Annotated in this window: 15 protein-coding genes; 6 read left to right on the top strand and 9 right to left on the bottom strand. The window is 64.6% G+C overall.

Features of this window, described 5'->3' with window-relative positions:
* The first annotated feature begins 49 nt into the window (after window positions 1-49).
* Window positions 50-697 carry a hypothetical protein gene (locus tag KF886_22285; GenBank protein ID MBX3180089.1) on the top strand — a complete coding sequence of 216 codons (648 nt, stop codon included), beginning with the start codon at window positions 50-52 and terminating at the stop codon, window positions 695-697.
* Window positions 698-875: 178 nt separating this feature from the next.
* Here KF886_22285 and KF886_22280 read toward each other — a convergent pair whose 3' ends face one another.
* A complete protein-coding gene (locus KF886_22280) occupies window positions 876-1,868 on the bottom strand; it encodes a DUF1559 domain-containing protein (GenBank protein MBX3180088.1) in 993 nt (330 codons plus the stop codon).
* A gap of 179 nt (window positions 1,869-2,047) precedes the next feature.
* On the opposite strand from KF886_22280, the gene KF886_22275 reads away from it, so the two are divergent.
* The gene (locus KF886_22275) at window positions 2,048-2,707 is read left to right on the top strand and encodes a hypothetical protein (GenBank protein ID MBX3180087.1); all 660 of its coding nucleotides are present in this window, start codon (window positions 2,048-2,050) and stop codon (window positions 2,705-2,707) included.
* Between the two features lie 1,598 nt (window positions 2,708-4,305).
* Here the strand turns inward: KF886_22275 and KF886_22270 are convergent.
* The 4 genes from KF886_22270 to KF886_22255 form a co-directional block, all read right to left on the bottom strand.
* The gene (locus tag KF886_22270) at window positions 4,306-5,028 is read right to left on the bottom strand and encodes a PepSY-associated TM helix domain-containing protein (GenBank protein MBX3180086.1); all 723 of its coding nucleotides are present in this window, start codon (window positions 5,026-5,028) and stop codon (window positions 4,306-4,308) included.
* A complete protein-coding gene (locus tag KF886_22265; GenBank protein ID MBX3180085.1) occupies window positions 4,973-6,493 on the bottom strand; it encodes a DUF2271 domain-containing protein in 1,521 nt (506 codons plus the stop codon). The genes KF886_22270 and KF886_22265 overlap by 56 nt, the downstream gene beginning before the upstream one ends.
* A gap of 117 nt (window positions 6,494-6,610) precedes the next feature.
* Window positions 6,611-8,068, bottom strand: a complete 1,458-nt coding sequence (locus KF886_22260; GenBank protein MBX3180084.1) for a hypothetical protein — start codon at window positions 8,066-8,068, stop codon at window positions 6,611-6,613.
* 310 nt (window positions 8,069-8,378) lie between these two features.
* A complete protein-coding gene (locus KF886_22255) occupies window positions 8,379-9,617 on the bottom strand; it encodes a Gfo/Idh/MocA family oxidoreductase (protein ID MBX3180083.1) in 1,239 nt (412 codons plus the stop codon).
* Window positions 9,618-10,324: 707 nt separating this feature from the next.
* On the opposite strand from KF886_22255, the gene KF886_22250 reads away from it, so the two are divergent.
* Complete coding sequence (locus tag KF886_22250) at window positions 10,325-11,728, top strand: PQQ-binding-like beta-propeller repeat protein (protein ID MBX3180082.1); 1,404 nt, start codon at window positions 10,325-10,327, stop codon at window positions 11,726-11,728.
* A 17-nt stretch (window positions 11,729-11,745) separates the two neighbouring features.
* On the opposite strand, the gene KF886_22245 is transcribed toward KF886_22250, so the two are convergent.
* From KF886_22245 to KF886_22235, 3 genes are all read right to left on the bottom strand, one after another.
* A complete protein-coding gene (locus KF886_22245) occupies window positions 11,746-12,324 on the bottom strand; it encodes a thioredoxin family protein (protein ID MBX3180081.1) in 579 nt (192 codons plus the stop codon).
* 159 nt (window positions 12,325-12,483) lie between these two features.
* The gene (locus KF886_22240; protein ID MBX3180080.1) at window positions 12,484-13,410 is read right to left on the bottom strand and encodes a hypothetical protein; all 927 of its coding nucleotides are present in this window, start codon (window positions 13,408-13,410) and stop codon (window positions 12,484-12,486) included.
* Window positions 13,411-13,471: 61 nt separating this feature from the next.
* Entirely contained in the window at window positions 13,472-16,138 is a 2,667-nt protein-coding gene (locus KF886_22235; protein MBX3180079.1) for a hypothetical protein, read from the bottom strand.
* A 433-nt stretch (window positions 16,139-16,571) separates the two neighbouring features.
* Between KF886_22235 and KF886_22230 the strand changes: the two genes are divergently transcribed.
* Window positions 16,572-17,864 carry a nucleoside permease gene (locus KF886_22230; GenBank protein MBX3180078.1) on the top strand — a complete coding sequence of 431 codons (1,293 nt, stop codon included), beginning with the start codon at window positions 16,572-16,574 and terminating at the stop codon, window positions 17,862-17,864.
* A gap of 992 nt (window positions 17,865-18,856) precedes the next feature.
* Here the strand turns inward: KF886_22230 and KF886_22225 are convergent.
* Complete coding sequence (locus tag KF886_22225; GenBank protein MBX3180077.1) at window positions 18,857-19,435, bottom strand: transposase; 579 nt, start codon at window positions 19,433-19,435, stop codon at window positions 18,857-18,859.
* Between the two features lie 466 nt (window positions 19,436-19,901).
* Between KF886_22225 and KF886_22220 the strand changes: the two genes are divergently transcribed.
* Window positions 19,902-20,132: an AbrB/MazE/SpoVT family DNA-binding domain-containing protein gene (locus KF886_22220; protein MBX3180076.1), complete on the top strand. Its 231-nt coding sequence runs from the start codon at window positions 19,902-19,904 to the stop codon at window positions 20,130-20,132.
* On the top strand, window positions 20,122-20,484 hold the full coding sequence (locus KF886_22215) for a type II toxin-antitoxin system PemK/MazF family toxin (protein ID MBX3180075.1): 363 nt from the start codon (window positions 20,122-20,124) through the stop codon (window positions 20,482-20,484). The genes KF886_22220 and KF886_22215 overlap by 11 nt, the downstream gene beginning before the upstream one ends.
* The last annotated feature ends 9 nt before the right edge of the window (window positions 20,485-20,493 follow it).

The raw sequence follows: 20,493 nt of genomic DNA, 5'->3' as shown, positions 1-20,493 counted from the left end.
GAGACCGTGCGCGCCGCGCGCCGGATGGACTGAGAAGGAGTGTGCGCCGTTGGCGGACCTGCAACGTTACGATGAACTGAGAGAGGCGCAGCGAAAGGCAAACACCGCGCTCCTGAAAGCACTGCTAGATGGGGCAAAGGGCCGCGCGATGATTTTCGCCGGCGCGCGCGCACTGAAATACAAGGTTATTGACGACACCATAGCGTTTCCAGACGAAGAGGCTACGGACCGTCTCTACGAATTTCTGCTCTACGAGCCGCGCGCCAACGGCAGCGTATGGGCCGAGTCGGTCCTCGAGTCGGAAAACGAGTTCCTCCCCCTGGAGCGGGAGGTGGTGCGGGCCACCGTGGACGGGCGGGTATCCCTGTATGAAATCAGGCGCGTCAACCGCCCGGAAAGCACCATCCTGGTCCAGGACCTCCTCGACGAAGGCCCGGATATTGAGATCGTGGACCGGGGGCTCTCCCGGACGGCATCGCCCGACGGCATCGTGTTCGGCCGCGTTGTGACGGTGGGCGAACTGCGTTTCTTCTCGGGAGCCAGCGTGACCTTTGGGCGCGGGGAGAAAACCTTATTGCTCAGCCAGCTCGCGAAGCTGAATAAGGTGAGAAACGACACATTATTCCGCCGGAAGCGCTTTGCGCTCTTCATGGAGCTGGAAAAATACAGTTCGATCCGGACCCTGTACGAACTCTGACCAGGCTTCCGGCCCCGCAACCGCCGGCGCGGGTGATGTCCAGGCGAACACGTTTCCGGGCCCCTCCCGCGCCATCGGGAAGTGCGCGCCGATCGCCGCCAGGATCATGGCCGCCTGAAAAGAAGGCGGGCGCTCCTCCCGGAACGCCCGCCCGCGATGTCGCCTCGCTGCTGATTTCTTAGAAACGGTCGTATTTGGTGGACATCATGTACGCCGAACCCTCGCTGACCGGCGCCTCGCCCGGGTAGCGCTGGAATTCGACGTGGCCGTCCATGTACAGCACGTTGGAACCGCCGGGAATGTGGTTGAATTCGTCGACCCGGGTGCTGGCCACGTCCATGTACACGAAGACGGAACTCTGGGCCAGGTTGCTCGCGCCGGGATTGTTGATGTCCGTAATCATAAACCGCTCGACGCCCTCGCGCAGGTTGAGCAGCGTGTTGCCGCCGGCGTTCCCATGGCCCAGGAATTGCCCCAGCGCCGGGTGCGCCGTGAAGTCCATCGGCTGGTCGGTTTCGCGATCCGCGGGATTAAGCACACCGTGCGTGCGGTAGATGTTGCCGAAGTAGGCCCCCTTCAGCTGCGCGGGCACCTGAACGGGGTTGGTCGCCGAATACGCCACGTGGGCATCGTCCACGTTGGTCCGATCCAGTACATAGCCCGTGTACCAGTAATTGTAGTCCGTCAGCCCTGCCCCGCGCCCCGGCAGCAGCGACGTCCACGGGTCGTTGGTGGTCGAGCACCCCACATGCCCCTCCCAGGCGCCGGTCGTCGGATTCTTGAGCATGTCGGCATCCACCCGGACGTTCGAAGGGCACAAGAGGATCGCCTGGTCGGTCAAATACTCCGGATAGAGCTTGTCAACGCGCGGCGTCCAGAGGTATAGACGCCCGCCATACACCGGGTCGCCCGCCGCGTCCAGCCACGGCTCCATGGTGTCGCAGTTATAGACGGGGAAGTGATTGCAGGTCACGCCGGGCCAGCTGCCGCCTTTCGATTCGCTGGCGTACATCTTGAACACCAGCCCCATCTGTTTGAGATTGTTCTGGCAGCTTGCGCGGCGCGCCGCCTCCCGGGTCCGGGCCAAAGCCGGAAGCAGGATAGCCGCCAGGATGCCGATGATGGCGATGACCACCAGCAGCTCGATCAGGGTGAATCCTCTTCTCCTCATGCCATGTCTCCTTCTTGGGTTTGTTGCATGACGGGAACAAGAAACAAATGCAACAGAGCACGACTTCCTCATTCCTTTCGTTAGTTTAGCTTATATAACATACGATTTGCAATATTTATTTTCTGGCTGGTATTATAAACATCAGATTTCTACAAACAACAACCATGGAGTATGCTGAAATGAGACTGATGACGACCGCCGCAACCCTCGGATTCCTGCTCGCACTATCGGCGCAAGCCCACTTCATCTTCCTCGAACTGCCGCCCAACGCCCCCGATGTCGCGCACATGCGCTTTGCCGAGGAACCGCTGGAGCCCACCACGCCCGACCTCCAGGAACGGAGCGCGCCCATGGTCGTGAAGACGGACTCCGGCGCGGAGGTGGCCTTTGCGGGCGGCGAGGACGCCCGCGTGGCCTCCGTTTCTCCCGAAACAACCGCGCTCCTCGGATCGCTGGACTACGGCGTCATCGAACGCGGCGGCGAGTTCCTGCTGGTGTATTACGCCAAGGCGGCCCGGAACGCGGCGGAAGCGGGCGCGGCGTCGGGGTTGGCGCTGGAGGTGCTGGCGGACGTGAAGGATGGTTCCCTCACCGTCACGGTGCTTCACGGCGGGAAACCGGCGTCGGGTGCGGAGCTGGTGGTGAACCTGCCCGGGGCCGATGAGCAGGCCACCACGACAACGAACGCAGCGGGCCAGGCCAGTTTTCCAATCGAACCCGGCGGCTGGGTCGGCCTCCGCGCGCGGGTCGTGGAGAGCCGTTCGGGCGCCCATGACGGCAAGGCCTACACGGAAGTGCGCAGCTACAGCACGTTGACCTTCCCGTATATCGCGGACTGAGCGATCCCGAAAGCGAGGTGAGGGCGGCGGGCCGATTGGCCCGCCGCCCTCGTTGTTTCAGGCGGAACGCCGAGGCCACGTTGGCGCGCACGGAATATTTGCCGTTTGGTAATTCAGTAGCTGTCTGAAGTAGTCACCCTCGTCGCACTCAACGGTGGCGGCACTCGGAATTCCAAGGCGAATCAATCACTTCTTCATTCGCGTTCATCCGCGTTCATTCGCGGTTGAAATGAATCTTTGTACTACTCTACTACTCTCCGTCACTTTCTTGTTTTTTCTGCAAGTTCTTTCGTTCAAGATCCATATAACCGTTTGCTGTAAAAGCATTTGCGAAGCGAAAGCTCCAGGGAGAATTCCCGGGCCGTTCCGCACGTTTCATGGTCGAAATTCTTTTCTTGCCCACGGATTACACCGATGACACGGATTGAAGCGACACCCGAACCAAACGAGAGGAAGCAGCCCGCCACCCTCTCAACCCCGCTACAATCCCGATGCTGAACAATCCGATCAGGCCACCTTGGCAACAGCACGCAGCCGCCTGCACACCCCAACGACCGAGTTCATTTTCTATCCGTGTCATCCGTGTCATCCGTGGTCACAACTCCTGATCGCGGCCGGCCGCCGCTCCCGGCGCATTCGTGTGCATCGGTGTCCATTCGTGGTTAAGAATGCGCTCTCGATCATCCACCCAATCCATCTGCGTACAAGAAATCACCCTATGCGCTCTCTGCGTTCTCTGCGGTTGAAGCTATTCTCTTTTTTTTCTTCGTGACCTTCGTGCCCGTCGTGGTGATCATTTCTTTGGTTGCGGCCAGAGGCTGCGCTGTGCCCTTCGTGGTGATCATTTCTGGTTCATCCGGTTTGAGCGTACGGGATTATTCATAGGCGTTTCTCCGTGCCCGAATTATCCGGAACCGCCAATGTATGCCGGTTGGAGCCTCTGTTGGTGAAATCGTATCGACTGGTCCGTCGGCCCGAAGGGCCAGTGCAGCTCCCAGCCCCGGGCAACGCCCGGGGAACACGGGGGCACCGGCATCCCCGCCCTGAAAGGGCAGCGCAGTGGTGAGCCGGTCCAGCGCTTCTGAAGTTCAACTGCGCTGCCCTTTCAGGGCGCATAGGAAACCCACCGCTCAATCCCTGGGCGTTGCCCAGGGCTGAAAACTGCATTGGCCCTTCGGGCCGAAAGAGTGCGTTGGCATCCAGTTCTACTGCCGAATATCGGGTCTGCACTACTGACAAGGTTCAAGGAATCTCGTATCCGCTCTTAGCGGCGCCGCCCGGAAATGAGCATCGAGCAATCTACTCATATTTGCCGCGATCGTTGCCTATGTACCTTCAAACCGGATGAGCCTCATTTCTTTGGTTGCGGCCAGAGGCTGCGCTGCCTAATCCGTGGTCACAACTCCTGATCGCGGCCAGCCGCTACCCCCGGCGCATTCGTGTGCATTGGTGTCCATTCGTGGTTAAAAGTTAAGAGTCCGCCCTCATTCAACCGCCCCAAGCCGTCCGCGCACCTTTGTATTCGTCGGGATTCTTCGGTCCAGGGAGGTGGTGTTGCGGTGGGGGCCCACTTTGCCGAGGACAGGCCCAGCCGATTTCTACGGCACAAAAACGAAATACACGAGCAGCAGGAGGGCTCCGCCGACGCCGGCGGTGATGAGGCCGGAGCGGCGGCGCTTCTTGATGAAGATCATCAGCAGGAGACCCGTTGCGGAGGCGAGCGCGAGCACCGCCGCGGAGATATCGATGAGCCATTTCCAGCCCGCGCCCGAGTCGCGGCCCTTGTGGAGGTCGTTCATGACGGCCACGAATCCCGCGTAGCTTTCGGTGAGGGTGTACGCCCCCGTCTCCCGATCGATGTAGGCGTCGGCGCTGTATCCCGGCCCCTTGAAGGCGACGGTACATTCGAATTCATCGGCGGTGAATTCCGCCAGCGCGCCGCGGATTCCGTGGGCGGCGCGCAGGTGCTCCACGATCTCCAGGCGCGCCACGCCGCTCGGATCCGCCTCGGCGTCGTCGCCCTCCGGCCCGCCCAGCCACGCGCGGTCCACCTGGCCTTCCTCGTAACGGAGCGACTGCGCGCCGTCGAAAAACCAGTCGGGGTGGTTGAGCGTGATGCCGGTAATGCTGAAGAAGAGCACGGAAAGCAGGCCGAACATGGACACGTAGGTATGAAGCCAGCGGATCGCTTTGGCGAGGCGCCCGCGCGCGGGCCGGGCTTCCCTCTTCGTGCCATTCCGGGACGCGGGGATCGCCGCGCCCCCGTTACTTGCCGGCGCCGCGGGGGCCGTAGTCGATGCGTGCGCCGTTGATTTCAACATTGCCATCCAATTCCTTCGTAAATGCTTCCGGTCCCAGTTCGATTTCCGCCCGCATTACCTGGTGGGTGCCGTGCTCGCGCGAGGCCTCGATGTACAGGGTGTAGGTTCCGAAGGGCACGGGCTTGCCGGCGTCGTCGAGGCCGTCCCAGGAGACGTTGTATTTCCCCGGCGGTCGCGTTGACCGGGAGACGGTTTCGATCAGGTCCGTCTCATCGACAAAGGCCCGGATCTGGTCGTCCCGGCACCACTCGCGCAGGCTGGAGAGCCAGCGGAGCCCGCCTTTCTGCCGCCAGAGCAGCAGGGTGCGGACGGGGAAGCCCTCGTGATCGCACACCCAGATACCCACGTAGGGGCGTCGGTAGCGGCCATCGGTCTCGGGGTTCGCCAGTTCGAAATCCACGTTCAGCGAGAACCGGGCGCCCCAGGTATCCACCGCGGGCGCCGCCGCGGGGCCGTTCGCGGCCAGGCGGACGCGGTCCGGAGCGGGCCCGCGCCAGCCGGCGCTCCGCGTGACGGATCCGTCCATGCCAATAACCAGGCTGGCGGCGCCGTCCACGCGCTCCACGAGCGCGGTCCCCTCCTCGGGCGAGAGTACGTTCAGCGCGGTGGCGAGGGCGTCGGCGTCCGCGGCGCTGGGCGCGATGACGGTGGCGCTGGCCACGCGTTCGGCGGGCATGCCGGTCCGCGGGTCGACGATATGCGAGTAGCGCCGCCCCGCGATTTCCATGAAGCGATGGTAGCCGCCGCTGGTGGCCATGGCGCCGTCCAGGAGCGCCGCCCGCCCGATCGGGGGGGCGCCTTCGCCGGTGTCGAAGGGATTTGCGATGGCCGCCTCGGTCTGAAGCGTGCCGGCCGCGCGGAGATCACCGCCGATATTCACCAGGACACCGCTGGCCGCGCCGCCCGCCAGCGCGGCCTCGCAGGCGCGGTCGATGATGTAGCCCTTCGCGAGCCCGTCGAGCGTGGCGGCCCCTTCCAGGCCCGGCGCCGCCCTACCCGAAACGGGATCGAGCCGCCAGCGGCCCGCCGCCATCTGGTCGCGGGCGTCGGCGATTTCTTCCCGCGACGGTGTGCGCGCAACGCGCGCCGCGGCGTCCCAGAGGTTGGTCAGGGCGCCCGCGGCCGGATCGAAGGCGCCGCCCGTGCGCGCGCGCCAATCGTCGCAGGCCCGCAACACCGCCAGCAGATCGGTTGAAACGGCGGTGGCGAATCCGCCGCGCGCCTGCCACCGGCGAAATTCGCTTTCGCCGTCGTGGCGGCTCAGGATGCCGGCCAGGCGATCGATCTCGGCGAGCACCCGCGCTTCCGCCTCGACGGCCGCGGCATCGCTGTCTGCCTTGACTGAAAGCTCCAGATACGTGCCGAGCACATTTTCGTGGTGATAGGTATACACGCCGGCGTGCGCCGCGTGCGACGCGATCGCCAGGGCGAGCAACGCGCTCCGCGCGATTCCCAGATGAAACACGTTCCGATCCTCCATCAATACCTTGCGGGGGCATACCACCCGAGAACTCTGGCCGGCATCGCGCGGCCTCCCCCCCGCGGCGTGGGGCGGCGGGGCGGCGCGCGCGATGCCGAAGTTCTACTGCTTTTCCTTACGCGCCACGGCGGCTTCCGCCTCGGATTTTGCGTCCCGCTTCATGACCTGATCGTAGGCCATCCGGGTCAGCTCCTCTTCGTCGAGGAATGCATCGCCATCGCGGCTGCCGCGCGCCACCAGGCCCTCCATCCGGCCCGGAAGTTCATCCTGCGAGAGCTTGCCGTCGCCGTTCTTGTCGAATGCAAGCATGCGCTTTACGATGTAATTGATCTGCGAGCGCACGCGGCGCGGCAGGTTGAAGGTGTCGATCGCCCCCCCGCTGTCCAGTGCGGCGATCGGCTCGGCCGCGCTTTCCGGTTCCGACGACGCGGCTTCGCCCGCCGCCGGGGTCCCGGCCAGGCCGCCGCCCGAATCGCCCCCCGGGACCGGGAGCGCAAACAGGGAATCGTTCCACTTGTTGATGTTCGTGTCGCTGTCTTCCGCCCGCGCGCCAAATATGTAGACCACCGGTTCGCCCTCGGGGCCATACAGTTCGAGCGAGTGCATCACGCCGTGGTCCGTGGGCTTGCTGACGCGCCACGCTTCGTTGACCCCGGACAGCGCGATCAGGGTGCGGCTGTCCTTCTCGACGAGGTGTAGCAGTTCCCCCGAACGGTCCACTTCGCGCAGGGCCCCCGTGCTGATCTGCACGCAGCCGTCATTCAGCACGAAGAGAACGACGGAGATTTCGTCCTCCAGCAGCGTCCCGAATAGTGAGGAATATCCAGCCAGGTCAAGCCGGGCCGTGAATTCGCCTTCGGCCAGCCGCAACGCATCGGTCCGGGAGACCTGGTGCTTGTTGAGCATGCGGGAGAAATCGTGGGTGTCGGTCAGCGCGCGCCAATCCTCCAGGAGGGCGGCGCCGGTTTCGGGCGCGGGCGGGGCCGGCGGCGAGGACTCTTCCTTCGAAGGAGAAAAGGCCGGCTTTTCGCCCTGGAACTGCGACACTATATCGTCGAACTCGTCCAGGTTGCTCGACGGCGTCAGCAGCACGCGGTGGACCAGGGCGCCGCTGGCGTCGAAGAACGCGAATCCGGCGGGATCCGCGCCGCCGGGCCGAATCGCGACCCCGAATTCCCAGCGGCCGGGAAACAGCCGCAGATCGAGGCCCTCGTTCAACACCAGCGCGTGGGGGCCATCGCCCCGGATCGGGTCGTACTGGCCCGTGGCGAGATGCATGGCCACGCCGTTGCCGGTAAGCGTGCTGACGTCGCCCAGCCGGTGCAACTCGGCGAGGAGGTCCTGCCATTCGCCATTCAGGAAGGCCAACTCCCCGGCCGGTCGCTCCAGCCAGGCGCCGAAATCCGCGCCGGCGAATCCGCCGCCGCTCAGATCCACCCCCGCCGCCCGCATGACCGCAGGGGCGATATAGGCGGCTTTATCGGCGGGCTCGTTCGCCGTCGCGTGCGTGGCCAGCGCCGCCGCGCCACATGCCGCCGCCCAAATCCAATGCTTCCTCATGACCGTCTTCCTCCGTAATTGCTGCCGATGTGGAGTCCAGGCCCCGCGCGGTTGGACGTCGCATTCGGGGGTGCTGGGACGGCGATGGCGCCGTCTGACGATTAGAGTACATAAATTATGTTGTTATTTCAAATCTTTTGTTTATATTACTAAACCTATGTTTTAAAACGCTCGCATCTGACTGAACCGAATGCGCGTGCCGGAAGCTCAAAAAAAGGAAAACACCGAGACGAATGACGCCGCATCCAGGGCGTAAATGCCCCGGATCAGGGCGTGTGCACGGGTCTTTGGACCGGGGAAACGCGCGGAATTATGCGTTGGCCCGGTCCGGAAACGCGGGCCGCCACGGGCCATCTTCGGGCAGGTCGAGGTGGAGCGGGAGGCGCTCGTTGGCCTCTATCATTTCGTCCCAGGTGATGGTGCGACCTTCGTAGGCGGCGATGCGGCCGAGGATGCTGGTGAGTGTGCTGTCGATGGCGTCATCGAGGATGTAGAGCGGCTGGTTCTCGGCGATGCTTTTGTGAAAGTCCAGGATGTTGTTGACCGCGCCTTCGAGGTAGATCTGGCTCGTTTTTTCGCCGATCCAGCGCGTGGAGCGGCTTTCGAGCTCCACGCTGCCGCCGTAGTGCGTGTCGAGCGTGCCCTCGCTGCCGTAGATGCGGGTGCAGAGGTCGTTGTAACCGGTCGCGAACTGGCTGGAGCTGAAATCGATCAAGCCACCGTCGGGGTAGCGGTACGTGACGATGAAATGGTCCCAGCAATCGCCGATATCCGTGCGCACGCGCCGTCCCCCGGCGCCGGTGGCCGCCACGGGGCGGGCGCCCATCATCCAGTTGGCGACGTCAATGACGTGGATGTTCTGTTCGACAATGATGTCGCCGGAAAGCGCTTTGTCGAAGACCCAGTTACGCAGGCGTCCGGCAGCGCCCTCCGGCGCGCCTTTGGGGTTCAGGCGGCTGGTGTGGTAGTAGGCCTGGCCGCAGACGGGGACGCCGATGGCGCCATCCCGCACGTGGGCCGCGGCCTGCCGGTAGGACGGATTGTTGCGGGTCTGAAAATCGACGAGGATGCTCAGCTTCCCCTTCACCGCCGCCGCCGCACGCGCGATGTCGCGGCACCCGGCCACGTCGGCGGCGATGGGCTTGGCGAGGTAGACATGCTTGCCGGCCTCCAGCGCGGCCACCGTCTGCTCCGGATGAAAACACGGGGGGCTGATGATGGCGGCGGCGTCCAGTTCGCAATCAAGCAGTTTTCTATACCCCTCCAGGCCATGGAAACACTGGTCCGCCGGGACTTCGAGACGCTCCGCGCCCTCGTCGAGCCGGTCCTGGAAGTAGTCCGCGAGGGCGACGACCCGGGTGGCAGTGTGCTCCTGGAAGAGGTGGCCGAGCCAGACGCCCCGCTGGCCGCACCCGATGATGCCCAGGCGCAGGGGCTCGTTTCCGGTTTCGGCTCGGGTGCCGGCGGAAATCAGACCCGCGGTGGCGGCGCCGGCGGTGGTCTTGAGGAATTGGCGCCTGTTCTGGGAGTGGCGGCGTGGGTGTAGCATGGCATGTTCCCCTTTCTCGCCCGCGGCGCGGCCGCGGCGGCACAAGCCCCCTCCGGCGCCAGTCTACGCCACGGGGAGGGGGTGGATCACCTGAACCGCGCCTGGGAGGATCGCCTGGCGCGGGGACTGGAACATTCGCCTGCCCTCCGAAGCATGGCGCACCCGAAGGAGGTTGGGCATCTTGCCCGACACAGCAGATGCCCTACGCCACCGCACCCGCGACATTGGCCGAAAAAAAGGCGCAATCCCGACACGTGCCACGCGATGGCGCCCCGGCGCCTTCGTGTGCCCGGAGCACCACCAACCGTCCCCCGCCAACACCACCCCAATCGAGCGGCCCAAACCAGATTTGGGCATTCCCGCCAGCGAAACCTGGACCACCCCAGTAAAGCAGCGGAAGCCGGCGTTGGCTGAAAGTCCGCCGCAGGCGGATTGGGCATCTTGCCTGACCCAACAGAAGCCCTACGCCACCGCACACGCGACATTGGCCCAAAAAAAGGCGCAATCCCGACACGTGCCACGCGATGGCGCCCCAGCGCCTTCGTGTGCCCGGAGCGCCACCAACCGTCCCCCGCCAACACCACCCCAATCGAGCAGCGCCAAAGGAGGTTGGGCAAGATGCCCCAACCCCCTTTGCGCCACTCGGGCGGTCGGGCGCCAATTTGCATACCTCCCATTCGCTCAGTATAATAAACATTAAGACCTATATGCTAAACACCGCCCAATCGAAGAACGACCGGCTCCCCAATGCGCTTTCACCGTACCCGTACAACCAGAAGGATGCCCACCGCATGAACGCCTCCCTTATTGCCGTTTCTTGTGTGCTCGCCGCGCTGCTGCCCGGCACGGAAGACACCTGGCCCGCCTTTCGCGGGGACGGCGCGAGCCACACCCCGGCGCGGGACCTGCCGCTGCACTGGTCGCCCGAGGAAAACATCGCCTGGACGGCCGCCATCCGGGGCTACGGGCAGTCCTCGCCCGTAATCTGGAACGATCGCGCGTTCGTCACCTCCGTGGAGGGCGCCGAGAAGGAAACCTGCATCATTACGGCGTTCAACCTCGCAACCGGTGAAGCCGTCTGGCAGCAGACATTCGACGCCGCCCAGCGTATCGAGATGTCGAACGCCGTGAGCAAGGGCGCGCCCTCACCAGTGGTGGACGCGCGCGGCGTGTATGCCTTCTTCGAGTCGGGCGACCTGATTGCGCTGTCCCACACGGGCGAGATCCTGTGGCGCCGCAACCTCGTCGCGGACTATGGCGTCACGCACATGCGCCACGGTCTGGGCAGTTCGCTGGCGCACACGGCCGACGCCGTGTATGTGCTTATCGAGCAGGCGGCCCCCTCCTTGCTCATCGCGTTCGACAAGGCGGACGGCGCCGAGCGCTGGCAGGCCGCGCGGAATGGGAGCACCGCGTGGACCAGCCCGGTTGTCGCGGAAATGGGCGGGCGCGAGACCATCCTGATCAGCAGCGACACGTCCCTGTCGCAGTACGACGCGCAAAGCGGCGCGCTGATCCAGACGCTGGACGCCCTGTCGGGCATTTCCATCCCCTCCCCCGCCGTTTCGGGCGAGATGGTGGTGGTCGGCGCGAACAGCCGCCGCCCGTCGCAAGCCGAACGGACGCCCGAGCGCTCCAACTGCGCGGTGCGCCTGCCGGAAGCGCCCGGCGCGCCGATTGAAATTGTATGGGAGGGCGACGGGGCGCAGGCGGACTACGCCAGCCCGCTGATCCATCAGGGCAATGTTTATTTCGTGACGGCGCGGGGCGACGTGCAGTGCCGCGATCTGGAGACCGGCGCGGTGCATTATACGGAGCGCGCGCACCCCTGCTGGGCGACCCCCATCGCGGCGGGCGACCGCATCTACCTGTTCGGAAAGTATGGCGACGTGACGGTGATCGCCGCGGGAGACGCCTTCGAGGTGCTCGCCCGCAACCGGCTCTGGCCCGCCCCCGAGGGCGACGGGGCCAACGCCGAACCGGCCGAGGAGGACCCCCGCTCGCCCGATTACACGCCGAAGGTGACGGTATACGCGGCGGCGGCCGTCAATCGCACCTTCCTCGCCCGCACCGGCAACACACTCTTCGCCATTCGCAAGCCGGCGGAGTAAGCGCGCATGACGGCCAACTACCCGAAGTAATCCGGCGCGTTTCCGGGCTTCCACTTGATGTTGCAGCCGAGGCTGGGCTTCTGGTCCTCCGGCGCGGGCTCGCCCGCGAGCAGCCGCTCCAGGGCATGGCGCAGGTCCCGGCCCGTCACTTCAACACCATTCCCCGGGCGGGCGTCGTCGAACTGGCCGCGGTAGTAAAGCCGCCGGTCCGCGTCGAAGAGAAAGAAATCGGGCGTGCAGGCCGCGCGGTAGGCCTGGGCGACAGCCTGCGTCTCGTCGTAGAGGTAGGGAAACGTGTAGCCCCACGCCATGATCTCGTCGACCATCTTCTCCGGGCGATCATCGGGGTAGTTTTCGGCGTCGTTGGGCATAATCGCCACCACGCTGACGCATTTCTGCTGGTATTCCCGGCCCAATTCGGCGATCGCCCCGCGCAGCAGCTTCACGTAGGGGCAGTGATTGCAAATGAACATCACGAGAAGCCCGCGCTCCTCGTTGAAATCGGAAGAGTGCATGACGCGGCCGGTGGCGTCGGGCAGGGTGAACTCGGGGGCCTTCGTGCCGAGCGGCAGCATGGTGGATGCGGTCTTGACCATGGACTGATGGGGATCTCCGGGGCTTCGCGGCGTTATAACCCGCCTGAATGAGGCCGCGCCGCGCTTCATCGCCATTCTACGCGACGAAAAAGCCCCGCGGCAATGTGGGTTGCCGCGGGGCTCAGCGGATTCCGTGCAGGGCACGGGAAGGAAGCTTGATTACTTCACGGGCGTCCGCTCACGATACGATTTCTTGGCATAGGCCGCGTTGTAGGCGTTCACGCGATCGAGCCAGGACGACTCCAGCGTTAGCGCCTTGTCGCTGCGCGGCGAGATGTCCGGGCGGACTTTGAGGTTGCTCTGGACGTCCTGCGTCAGCGGGCGGTAGCTCAATTCGGGCAGGCCGCCCTCCTGCTTGGCGCCGGCTTTCGCGCGGATCGCGGGCAGGTCCGTACGGCCCGGACGCGCCTGGCGGGCCGTCTTCAGGCCCTTGATCAGGTCGAAGGGGTTCGTACCGTATTCGTAGAGGTACACGGGCCCGTAGACACCGGTGCCGAGGTCCAGATCTTCGAAATAGATGTCGTTCAGGTTGCCGAACTCATCCGTCCCCTGGTACCAGAGCAGGGCGTCGAGCCAGTCGAAGGGCAGGCCGTCCAGCCAGTCGCTGGCGCCGAGAATACGGCCCTCGGAGAAGCCGTCGTTGTAGCCGTCGCTGAAGCCGCCGTCAAGCCACTCAACGTGCGCGTCCGCCAGGAGAAATGCCCTCCAATTGGGCCCGAACGCGACGTCGTAGCCCTCGCTGAAGCCGATGGTGAAGGCGTAGTCATAGGCCACAAAGTAGCCGTCGTTATAGGCGTACCACACGCCGTCGTAGTACCCGGCCTCAAAGGTGACTTCGTCCAGCTGCGGGATCAAGTCGCCGGTGTAGTAGATTTCACCGCCGTCCCGCGTATCGTAACTGTCGTCGAAGCCCTGCCAGTACTCGCCGTCCTCGGCGAAGCCCACAACGAATCCCGCGTTATACTCCAGCTTGGGGTCGTCGATTATTGGCCCGCCGCCCGCGGGGCAGCCCGCCAGGAGGAGGGCGGGGAGAAGGCCCGTGGCCGCGAGGTATCCGGCGCGTTTAATGGTCGTCTTGCTGCTCATGACCTTAACTCCTTTCGGGGGTTCTATCCGAATCCGTTCGAATCTTCTGGGCATCCAGGCCCTAACGTCCACCCGCCGTGCGGCCGGAACTTATGGACCGGCCGCCCGCGTCGCTGCGGCTGCTGGAGGGGCGCGAAATGGAGGCCCCGCTGCTGCTGGATGATCCGCGGCTGGGAGCCGTGTAGCTCCGGCTGCTGTTCGAGTTCTGGCTCGGCGCCGTGTAGCTCCGGCCGCTGTCCGAGCTCCGGCTCGGCGCCGTGTAGCTCCGGCCGCTGTCCGAGCTCCGGCTCGGCGCCGTATAGCTCCGACCGCTGTTCGAGTTCTGGCTCGGCGCCGTGTAGCTCCGGCTGCTGTCCGAGTTCTGGCTCGGCGCCGTATAGCTCCTGGAAGTCGGCGGCGCGCTGCGCTCAATGATCCGAGGCTGTGATACCTCGCCGCTGCGGCTGCGCGTAAGCGGGCCGGAGTGGAGCGTCTGTCCGCGCGAGGGTTCCGGAGCCCGCAGGCCCGTTGTGGGAGCCTGGCTGGACGGAGCCGTGCGGGTGGCGGTTGGCGGGCGCTCCGTCACCGTCGGGCGCGCGCTGCGGCTCGGGGCCGAAGCCTCCGGGGCAGCCGTACGCGCTGTGGTCGACGGGCGCTCCGTCACCGTCGGGCGCGCGCTGCGGCTCGGGGCCGAAGCCTCCGGGACTGCCGTACGCGCTGTGCTGGACGACGGGCGCTCCGTCACCGTCGGGCGCGCGCTGCGGCTCGGGGCCGAAGCCTCCGGGACCGCCGTTCGGCCCGCGGAAGGCGCTACCCGATCCGGCGCCACGTTCACCCGGGGCGCTTCCGTGCGCGTCGAAGGCGCCGCGCTCCGCGTCGCCGTGGGAGCCGAATCCGTTCGGCCAGGCGTCCGCGTGCGGGCGGTCTCCGCGCTGCGCGTGGCGGTCCCTGCGGAATCCTCGGTGGGAACCGCCGTCCGCGTGCGCGCTACCGGGCGGGACTGGCCGCGCAGCGGGTTGTCATCAAAGCCCGGGTCGATGTCCGTGCGCCGGGTGGCGCCGGTCCGGGAAGCGGAAGTCGCATCGCCGCGCGTGCGCTCGGTCGGCGTCGCGCCGCGCACCGAGGTGCGCCCATCTGTCGTGTTGTCGCCGCCGGCGCCGCGGATCGTGTCCGCCGCGCGCGTGACCGGCGCGCCACTGCGCGTGCCGCCCTGGCGATCGCGGGCCGCCACCGCCTCATCGGACGTGGCGCGAACGCGGCTCGTCCCGGCCGTCACCGGATTGCTCCGGCTGGCGCGCGTGTAATCGGGCGCTTCCTGCGTCAGCCGCACATTGCGCGTGCGGCTTCCGGCGTCGATGCGCGCGATATCGGTGCGGGCGTTCTGGCCGCCCGTACGCGCAGTGCGCGTGAAGGAGCCGCGGCCAACTTCGGATTCCAGGCGCTGGACGCGCTGCGAAGCCGTCGTGCCGGACGCGTAGAGCGTGCCCGCGCCGCGGATGCTACGCCGCGGCGTGTAGTCGCGCACGGTGGTCACCGAGTTGTTGTAGGGCACGCGCACGTGGGGGCGGCGGCTGCCATAGTTGATATTCCAGATGTTAACCGTCACGTTCCCGCTGCTGTAGTAGCGCCGGAACGGATCGTAGCTGGCGAAGTGCACGTAGCTCGGGCCGAGGTAGACCTCGCTCACCCGGACGCAGGAGGTCCCGAAGTAACCGAAGGATACGCCGCCGATCGTGAAGTAGGCCGACGTCGTCGGGTACACGGGCCGGTAGTAGCGGTTAACCGGCGCCCAGACGAAATAGTCGCCATAGCGCACCGTCGCCGCCCACGCCGGGCTCCACACGCGATCATAGCTCCACACCCAGCCGTAGCGCGGGACATAGTCCCAGTAGCCGTAGTGCGACGTCACGTAGCTGAAGGGATAGCTGCCTACCCAGACGTTTCCGATGCGGCCGACGTGATTCCAATAGCCGTAACGGTAGGGCGTGTAGTCCACGATGACCGTCGGGCGCCAGAACGGGCGGTTGTCGATGTACACCCACTCGCCGTAGCGATCAAGATCGCGGACACCCAGCGTGGTCGGGGTAACTTCCACCGGCCTGGTCTGTTCCGGGCCTTCCACGAGATACTCCGTCCGCTCGCGGTTCCAGCGATCAAATGCGTCCTCCGCGGAACGATCAAAAGGAACCGGCTCGGAAGGCAGGAGCCCCGCCTCCACATAGACGCGCTTGCCCTGGTACGCCTGCACCGCCCCGCCCGCGTCCGTGCGAATCGTCGCCTGGCCCCACCGCGTCGATACCGTCGTCATACCTTCGCCCAGAATATCGATGCGGACCATCGAATCCTTCTCCACCTGGATGCTCGCCGCGGGCGTCTCAAAGACAAACTCGCCCTGGCTGCGCTTCAGGCGGTGGACGTAGAACGACCCCACCCACCCGCGGATCACGCCGCTGGGCGGCAGCGATACAACCTCCGCCTTGCTGCCATCCGCAAGCCGCAGGAACGTCCCGCCGGAAAACTCGATCTCCGCCGTGCCGCCCTGATCGGCCCAAAGGGTATCCTTCGGAAGGATCAGCGTGTTCACGCTCGCGCTCGTCCAGTCGCTCTCTTCCGCGCCCTTGACCAGCGTGCCGCCCGCGTCAAAACTCACGCGGCCATGCAGAATCGCTTCCGCGCCAGCGCCCAGCGGGAGCAGCGTCGCCAAAACAAAGGCCATCACGGTCTGGTGTATTCTGCTCGTCGTGTTCATGGTTCGGGTCCTTTCACCGCAGTCCTAAACTCTATCCTAATGGACGCGCCCGCCGTGCGGGTATTCACTCAACGCATGAAAATGACGCGCCGGGGCTCGACATACCGGGTTTTTCTCGAATTGGATCGGACTTCCGGCTATCCAAGTCAAGGATTCTAACAATTCATGTGTTCGGGCGGTTGCGGCGCTGAGCTCCAAGTCGGAACACTTCGCATCAACGCGCTATTGGATTCAGTCCACCGGGTTGACACCCGCTCCGGCGATTCCTTAGGCTTAGCCTACGCAATGCGTGGTGTGTGCCGGGCCATCGGGATGTGCCGGCGGGGGGCTTCGGATTAGCTATCTCCTCGGCCGGACCGGACCGCACACACGCCACGTCGGCCCGACCCAGATACCGCAGCCTCGCCGCTGCCCGGAAGAAGGAACCCCACCAATGAATATGACCATCCGCGTCCAGCTATCGGTAATGATGTTTGTGCAGTTTTTTGTATGGGGGGCCTGGTTCGTGACCATGGGCAACTACCTGGGCGCGGGGCTGGGCTTTGCGGGGGCCGATATCGGACGGGCGTACAGCACCACGGGCTACGCGGCCATCCTTTCGCCCCTTTTTGTGGGCATGGTCGCGGATCGATTCTTTTCCGCGCAGAAGGTAATGGGCATCCTCCACCTTCTCGGCGCGGGGCTCATGTTCTGGGCCACCACAATTACCACGCCAGGCATGTTCTTCTTCGTCGTGCTGGCCTACGCCATGTGCTACATGCCCACGCTGGCCCTGGTAAACTCTATCTCCTTCAACCAGATGGAAAACCCCGACACGGAATTTCCCTGGATACGGGTTTTCGGCACGGCGGGCTGGATCATCGCGGGGTTCACGATAACGGTGCTCGGATGGCTGGGTTTCGAAAATATCGAAGCCACGACGACGCCCTTTAAGATGGCGGCGGTCGCGTCCCTCCTGATGGGCATCTACTCCTTCATGCTGCCCGACACGCCCCCGAAGGGCAAGGGCCAGAAGGCGACCATTGTGGACCTGCTGGGGCTGGACGCGCTTACCCTGATGAAGGACCGGTCCTTCGCCATATTCGCCGTCAGTTCGCTTCTCATCTGCGTGCCCTTGGCCTTTTACTACACGTTCGCCAACCTTTTCTTGAACGACAGCGGTATGACCGGCGTCGCAATGAAGATGACCTTCGGCCAGATTTCCGAGGCGGCCTTCATGGTGGTCATGCCCTTCTTCTTCGCGCGGCTCGGCGTCAAGAAGATGTTGCTTTTCGGCATGCTCGCGTGGGTCGTCCGCTATTTCCTCTTTGCCTACGGCAACAACGACAACCTGGTCTTCATGTTCTACGGCGGCATCCTGCTGCACGGCATCTGCTACGACTTCTTCTTCGTCACGGGCCAACTTTACGTGGACCGGGAGGCCCCCGTGGCCATGCGTTCCAACGCGCAGGGCTTCATCGCCCTCATCACCTACGGCGTCGGCATGGTCATCGGCAACGAGATCGCCGGCCGATGGGTGGGCGGGCTGACCGAGATGGTCGAGGAGACCGTGGACGGCGCGGTGGTCGAGGTGGCGGTATACAACTGGGAGAAAATCTGGCTTATGCCCGCGGTCATGGCGCTGGTTATCGTCATCGGATTCGCCCTGCTGTTCAAGGACCCGGGGAACGGCAAGGCCGTCGAGGCCGAAGAAATCGTCGAACCCGTACCGGGCCCGACCGACTGACCGTCGGAGCCGAGCGAATCGTAAGGACTACACGCAGGGCAGCCTCCCGGGCAGGGAGGCTGCCCTGATTCTTTTCTCAGACATTGCGGATTACACAGCGAATCCGAACAAGCGCGAAACGCAACGAAAACCACCCCGATGGAGCGCTGGCGTCCCCGCCGGCCAACCAACCCAAGGGAGCGCACCCCCGAACAACACCGTCCAGAACGGAAAACCACCCCGATGGAGCGCTGGCGTCCCGCCTCCGGCGGATCGCCGACCCTGCCGGCCGAACAAACCAAGGGAGCGCACCCCCGAACAACACCGTCGAGAACGGAAAACCACCCCGATGGAGCGCTGGCGTACCCGCCGGCCAACCGACCCAAGGGAGCGCACCCCCGAACAACACCGTCCAGAACGGAAAACCACCCCGATGGAGCGCTGGCGTCCCGCCTCCGGCGGATCGCCGACCCCGCCGGCCATCCAACCCAAGGGAGCGCACCCCCGAACAACACCGTCGAGAAGGAATAAACCACCCCGATGGAGCGCTGGCGTCCCGCCTCCGGCGGATCGCCGACCCCGCCGGCCAACCAACCCAAGGGAGCGCACCCCCGAACAACACCGTCAAGAACGGAAAACCACCCCCGATGGAGCGCTGGCATTCCGCCTCCGGCGGAGCGCTGGCGGCCCCGCCGGCCAACCAACCCAAGGGAGCGCACCCCCGAACAACACCGTCAAGAACGGAAAACCACCCCGATGGAGCGCTGGCGTCCCCGCCGGCCATCCAACCCAAGGGAGCGCACCCCCGAACAACACCGTCAAGAACGGAGAACCACCCCGATGGAGCGCTGGCGTCCCGCCTCCGGCGGATCGCCGACCCCGCCGGCCAACCAACCCAAGGGAGCGCACCCCCGAACAACACCGTCCAGAACGGAAAACCACCCCGATGGAGCGCTGGCGTCCCGACCCCGGCGGACCGCCGACCCCGCCGACCCCGCCGGCCAACGCCGCCATCAATCCTCCCGCCCCTCCCGCAATCGCGCACTACTGAAAGGCCAATCGATGGCCTGTTCAACCAGCCCCGCGTCCACCGGGTTCTGCTCGATATACGCCTTGACCCCTTCAAAGTGCTTGAAGTTCCGAATATAGCGATCACGAAATTCGCGCTGCCAGAACGCGCCCTTGCGCCCCAGCCACGAATTCGCTATCTGCGCGGTGTACGACTTCCAGGTGTGCAGAATGCCCCGTAGCTTTCGCCCATCCAATGGCTCGATAAGTGCGTGGACGTGGTTGGGCATGACGCACCAACTGATGAGAAGGTAGCGATCGCCGTCTCCATGCAACAGCGCATTCTCAACCAGCCGGCCGATACGCGGCTGTTTCAACCAACACGCGCCGTAGCCCTTGTCGAGGTAGTCCTCCATCTTCTTGAGCCGCTGTTGCTCGGTGATGAGCCCCTGTTCCAACTGCGCTCGATAAAGTTCGAGCACCTCGCGCGGCATGGAGTCGTGCAGCCGAAAGGTGATGAACTGGATACGCTCCGGATCATCGAAATGCGGGAGATAGCCCCGGGAATACCAGCCGTCGTCCATGTTGTGCCCCTTTTTGTCCTCTCGATCTCGTTGTAACCAGTATAGGGCAATTCGCTTCTTGAGCGGAATCCCGGCACAGGGCAATCGCATTGAAACCCGATCACGGCAATGGGGTGTAGACGTGGGTCGGTTTGGACCCTTGGTTCAAGGATAGTGAGTGTGCTGGAGCGCCGGCATCTCTGCCTGCAGGGACGGCGATCCGCCGGAGGCGGAATGCCGGCGCTCCATCGGGGTGGTTTAGATTATTTTGTGTGTTGTTGGGGATTGGGGTGATTGGGGTTACTCGTTCCGCAGGACATTCTTCTCGCTTACGGACAATCGCCCATGGCGCACACCGATGGCGCCAGGACCCGAATCGTTAAAGATCGTTATGAATTCTCGGATACTGCGCTTGCGAAATTCTTCTTGCATACCGTACAGTAGGGAAAAGCCACAACCCGCGTCGAAGGGCATGAGGGACGTTGTGATGAGCTGTATCGGCAGAATCTCCGCAAAGGGTGAAACGGCGATTCCCCTGGAAATCCGCACGGCTCTTGCGGTTCAACCAGGCGATCTTCTTGAGTGGGAAATCACTGGCGACGGCCGTGCCGAGGTTCGCCGTATTCTCCCCGCCGACGATTATTACCTGCGCGCCCTTTCGGACACCCTGAATGAATGGGCTTCCGATGAAGACGAGCTGGCCTACCGTGAGCTTTGAGCCCTTCCAGATTGTCCGCGTACCCTTTCCCTTTACGGATCGGGCGTCCAGCATGCGCCGACCCGCCTTGATTCTGTCCGATGATATCGAATTCAATGCGCCCATCGGACACGCGGTCATGGCGATGATTACATCTCAAAGTCACGCGCCCTGGCCGCTGGATTGCGCGATTACAGATCTGAAATCGGCGGGGCTGCCCGCGCCTTCCGTTGTTCGCTTCAAACTGTTTACCCTGGACCACCGCCTCGTCCTCGGCGTCCTGGGCGCGCTCGCTCCGGAGGACACCGCAGCCGTGCGAAGTAACTTGCACCGCTTGTTGGCCTCTGCCCTGGATCCGCCCTCCACGACGTAGCCCCCCCGC

The sequence above is a fragment of the Candidatus Hydrogenedentota bacterium genome (assembly GCA_019637335.1).
GTDB lineage: Bacteria > Hydrogenedentota > Hydrogenedentia > Hydrogenedentales > JAEUWI01 > JAEUWI01.
The sequence above is the reverse complement of the archived record's forward strand: the minus strand, read 5'-3'. Positions and strand labels throughout refer to the sequence as shown.

What these genes read in the sequence shown, in the direction of transcription:
- KF886_22230 (MBX3180078.1), top strand. Translation starts at nt 16,572, where the DNA reads ATGAATATGACCATCCGCGTCCAGCTATCGGTAATGATGTTTGTGCAG.
- KF886_22250 (MBX3180082.1), top strand. Translation starts at nt 10,325, where the DNA reads ATGCTAAACACCGCCCAATCGAAGAACGACCGGCTCCCCAATGCGCTT.
- KF886_22270 (MBX3180086.1), bottom strand. Translation starts at nt 5,028, where the DNA reads ATGTTGAAATCAACGGCGCACGCATCGACTACGGCCCCCGCGGCGCCG.
- KF886_22260 (MBX3180084.1), bottom strand. Translation starts at nt 8,068, where the DNA reads ATGAGGAAGCATTGGATTTGGGCGGCGGCATGTGGCGCGGCGGCGCTG.
- KF886_22245 (MBX3180081.1), bottom strand. Translation starts at nt 12,324, where the DNA reads ATGGTCAAGACCGCATCCACCATGCTGCCGCTCGGCACGAAGGCCCCC.
- KF886_22240 (MBX3180080.1), bottom strand. Translation starts at nt 13,410, where the DNA reads ATGAGCAGCAAGACGACCATTAAACGCGCCGGATACCTCGCGGCCACG.
- KF886_22235 (MBX3180079.1), bottom strand. Translation starts at nt 16,138, where the DNA reads ATGAACACGACGAGCAGAATACACCAGACCGTGATGGCCTTTGTTTTG.
- KF886_22255 (MBX3180083.1), bottom strand. Translation starts at nt 9,617, where the DNA reads ATGCTACACCCACGCCGCCACTCCCAGAACAGGCGCCAATTCCTCAAG.
- KF886_22225 (MBX3180077.1), bottom strand. Translation starts at nt 19,435, where the DNA reads ATGGACGACGGCTGGTATTCCCGGGGCTATCTCCCGCATTTCGATGAT.
- KF886_22220 (MBX3180076.1), top strand. Translation starts at nt 19,902, where the DNA reads ATGAGCTGTATCGGCAGAATCTCCGCAAAGGGTGAAACGGCGATTCCC.
- KF886_22280 (MBX3180088.1), bottom strand. Translation starts at nt 1,868, where the DNA reads ATGAGGAGAAGAGGATTCACCCTGATCGAGCTGCTGGTGGTCATCGCC.
- KF886_22275 (MBX3180087.1), top strand. Translation starts at nt 2,048, where the DNA reads ATGAGACTGATGACGACCGCCGCAACCCTCGGATTCCTGCTCGCACTA.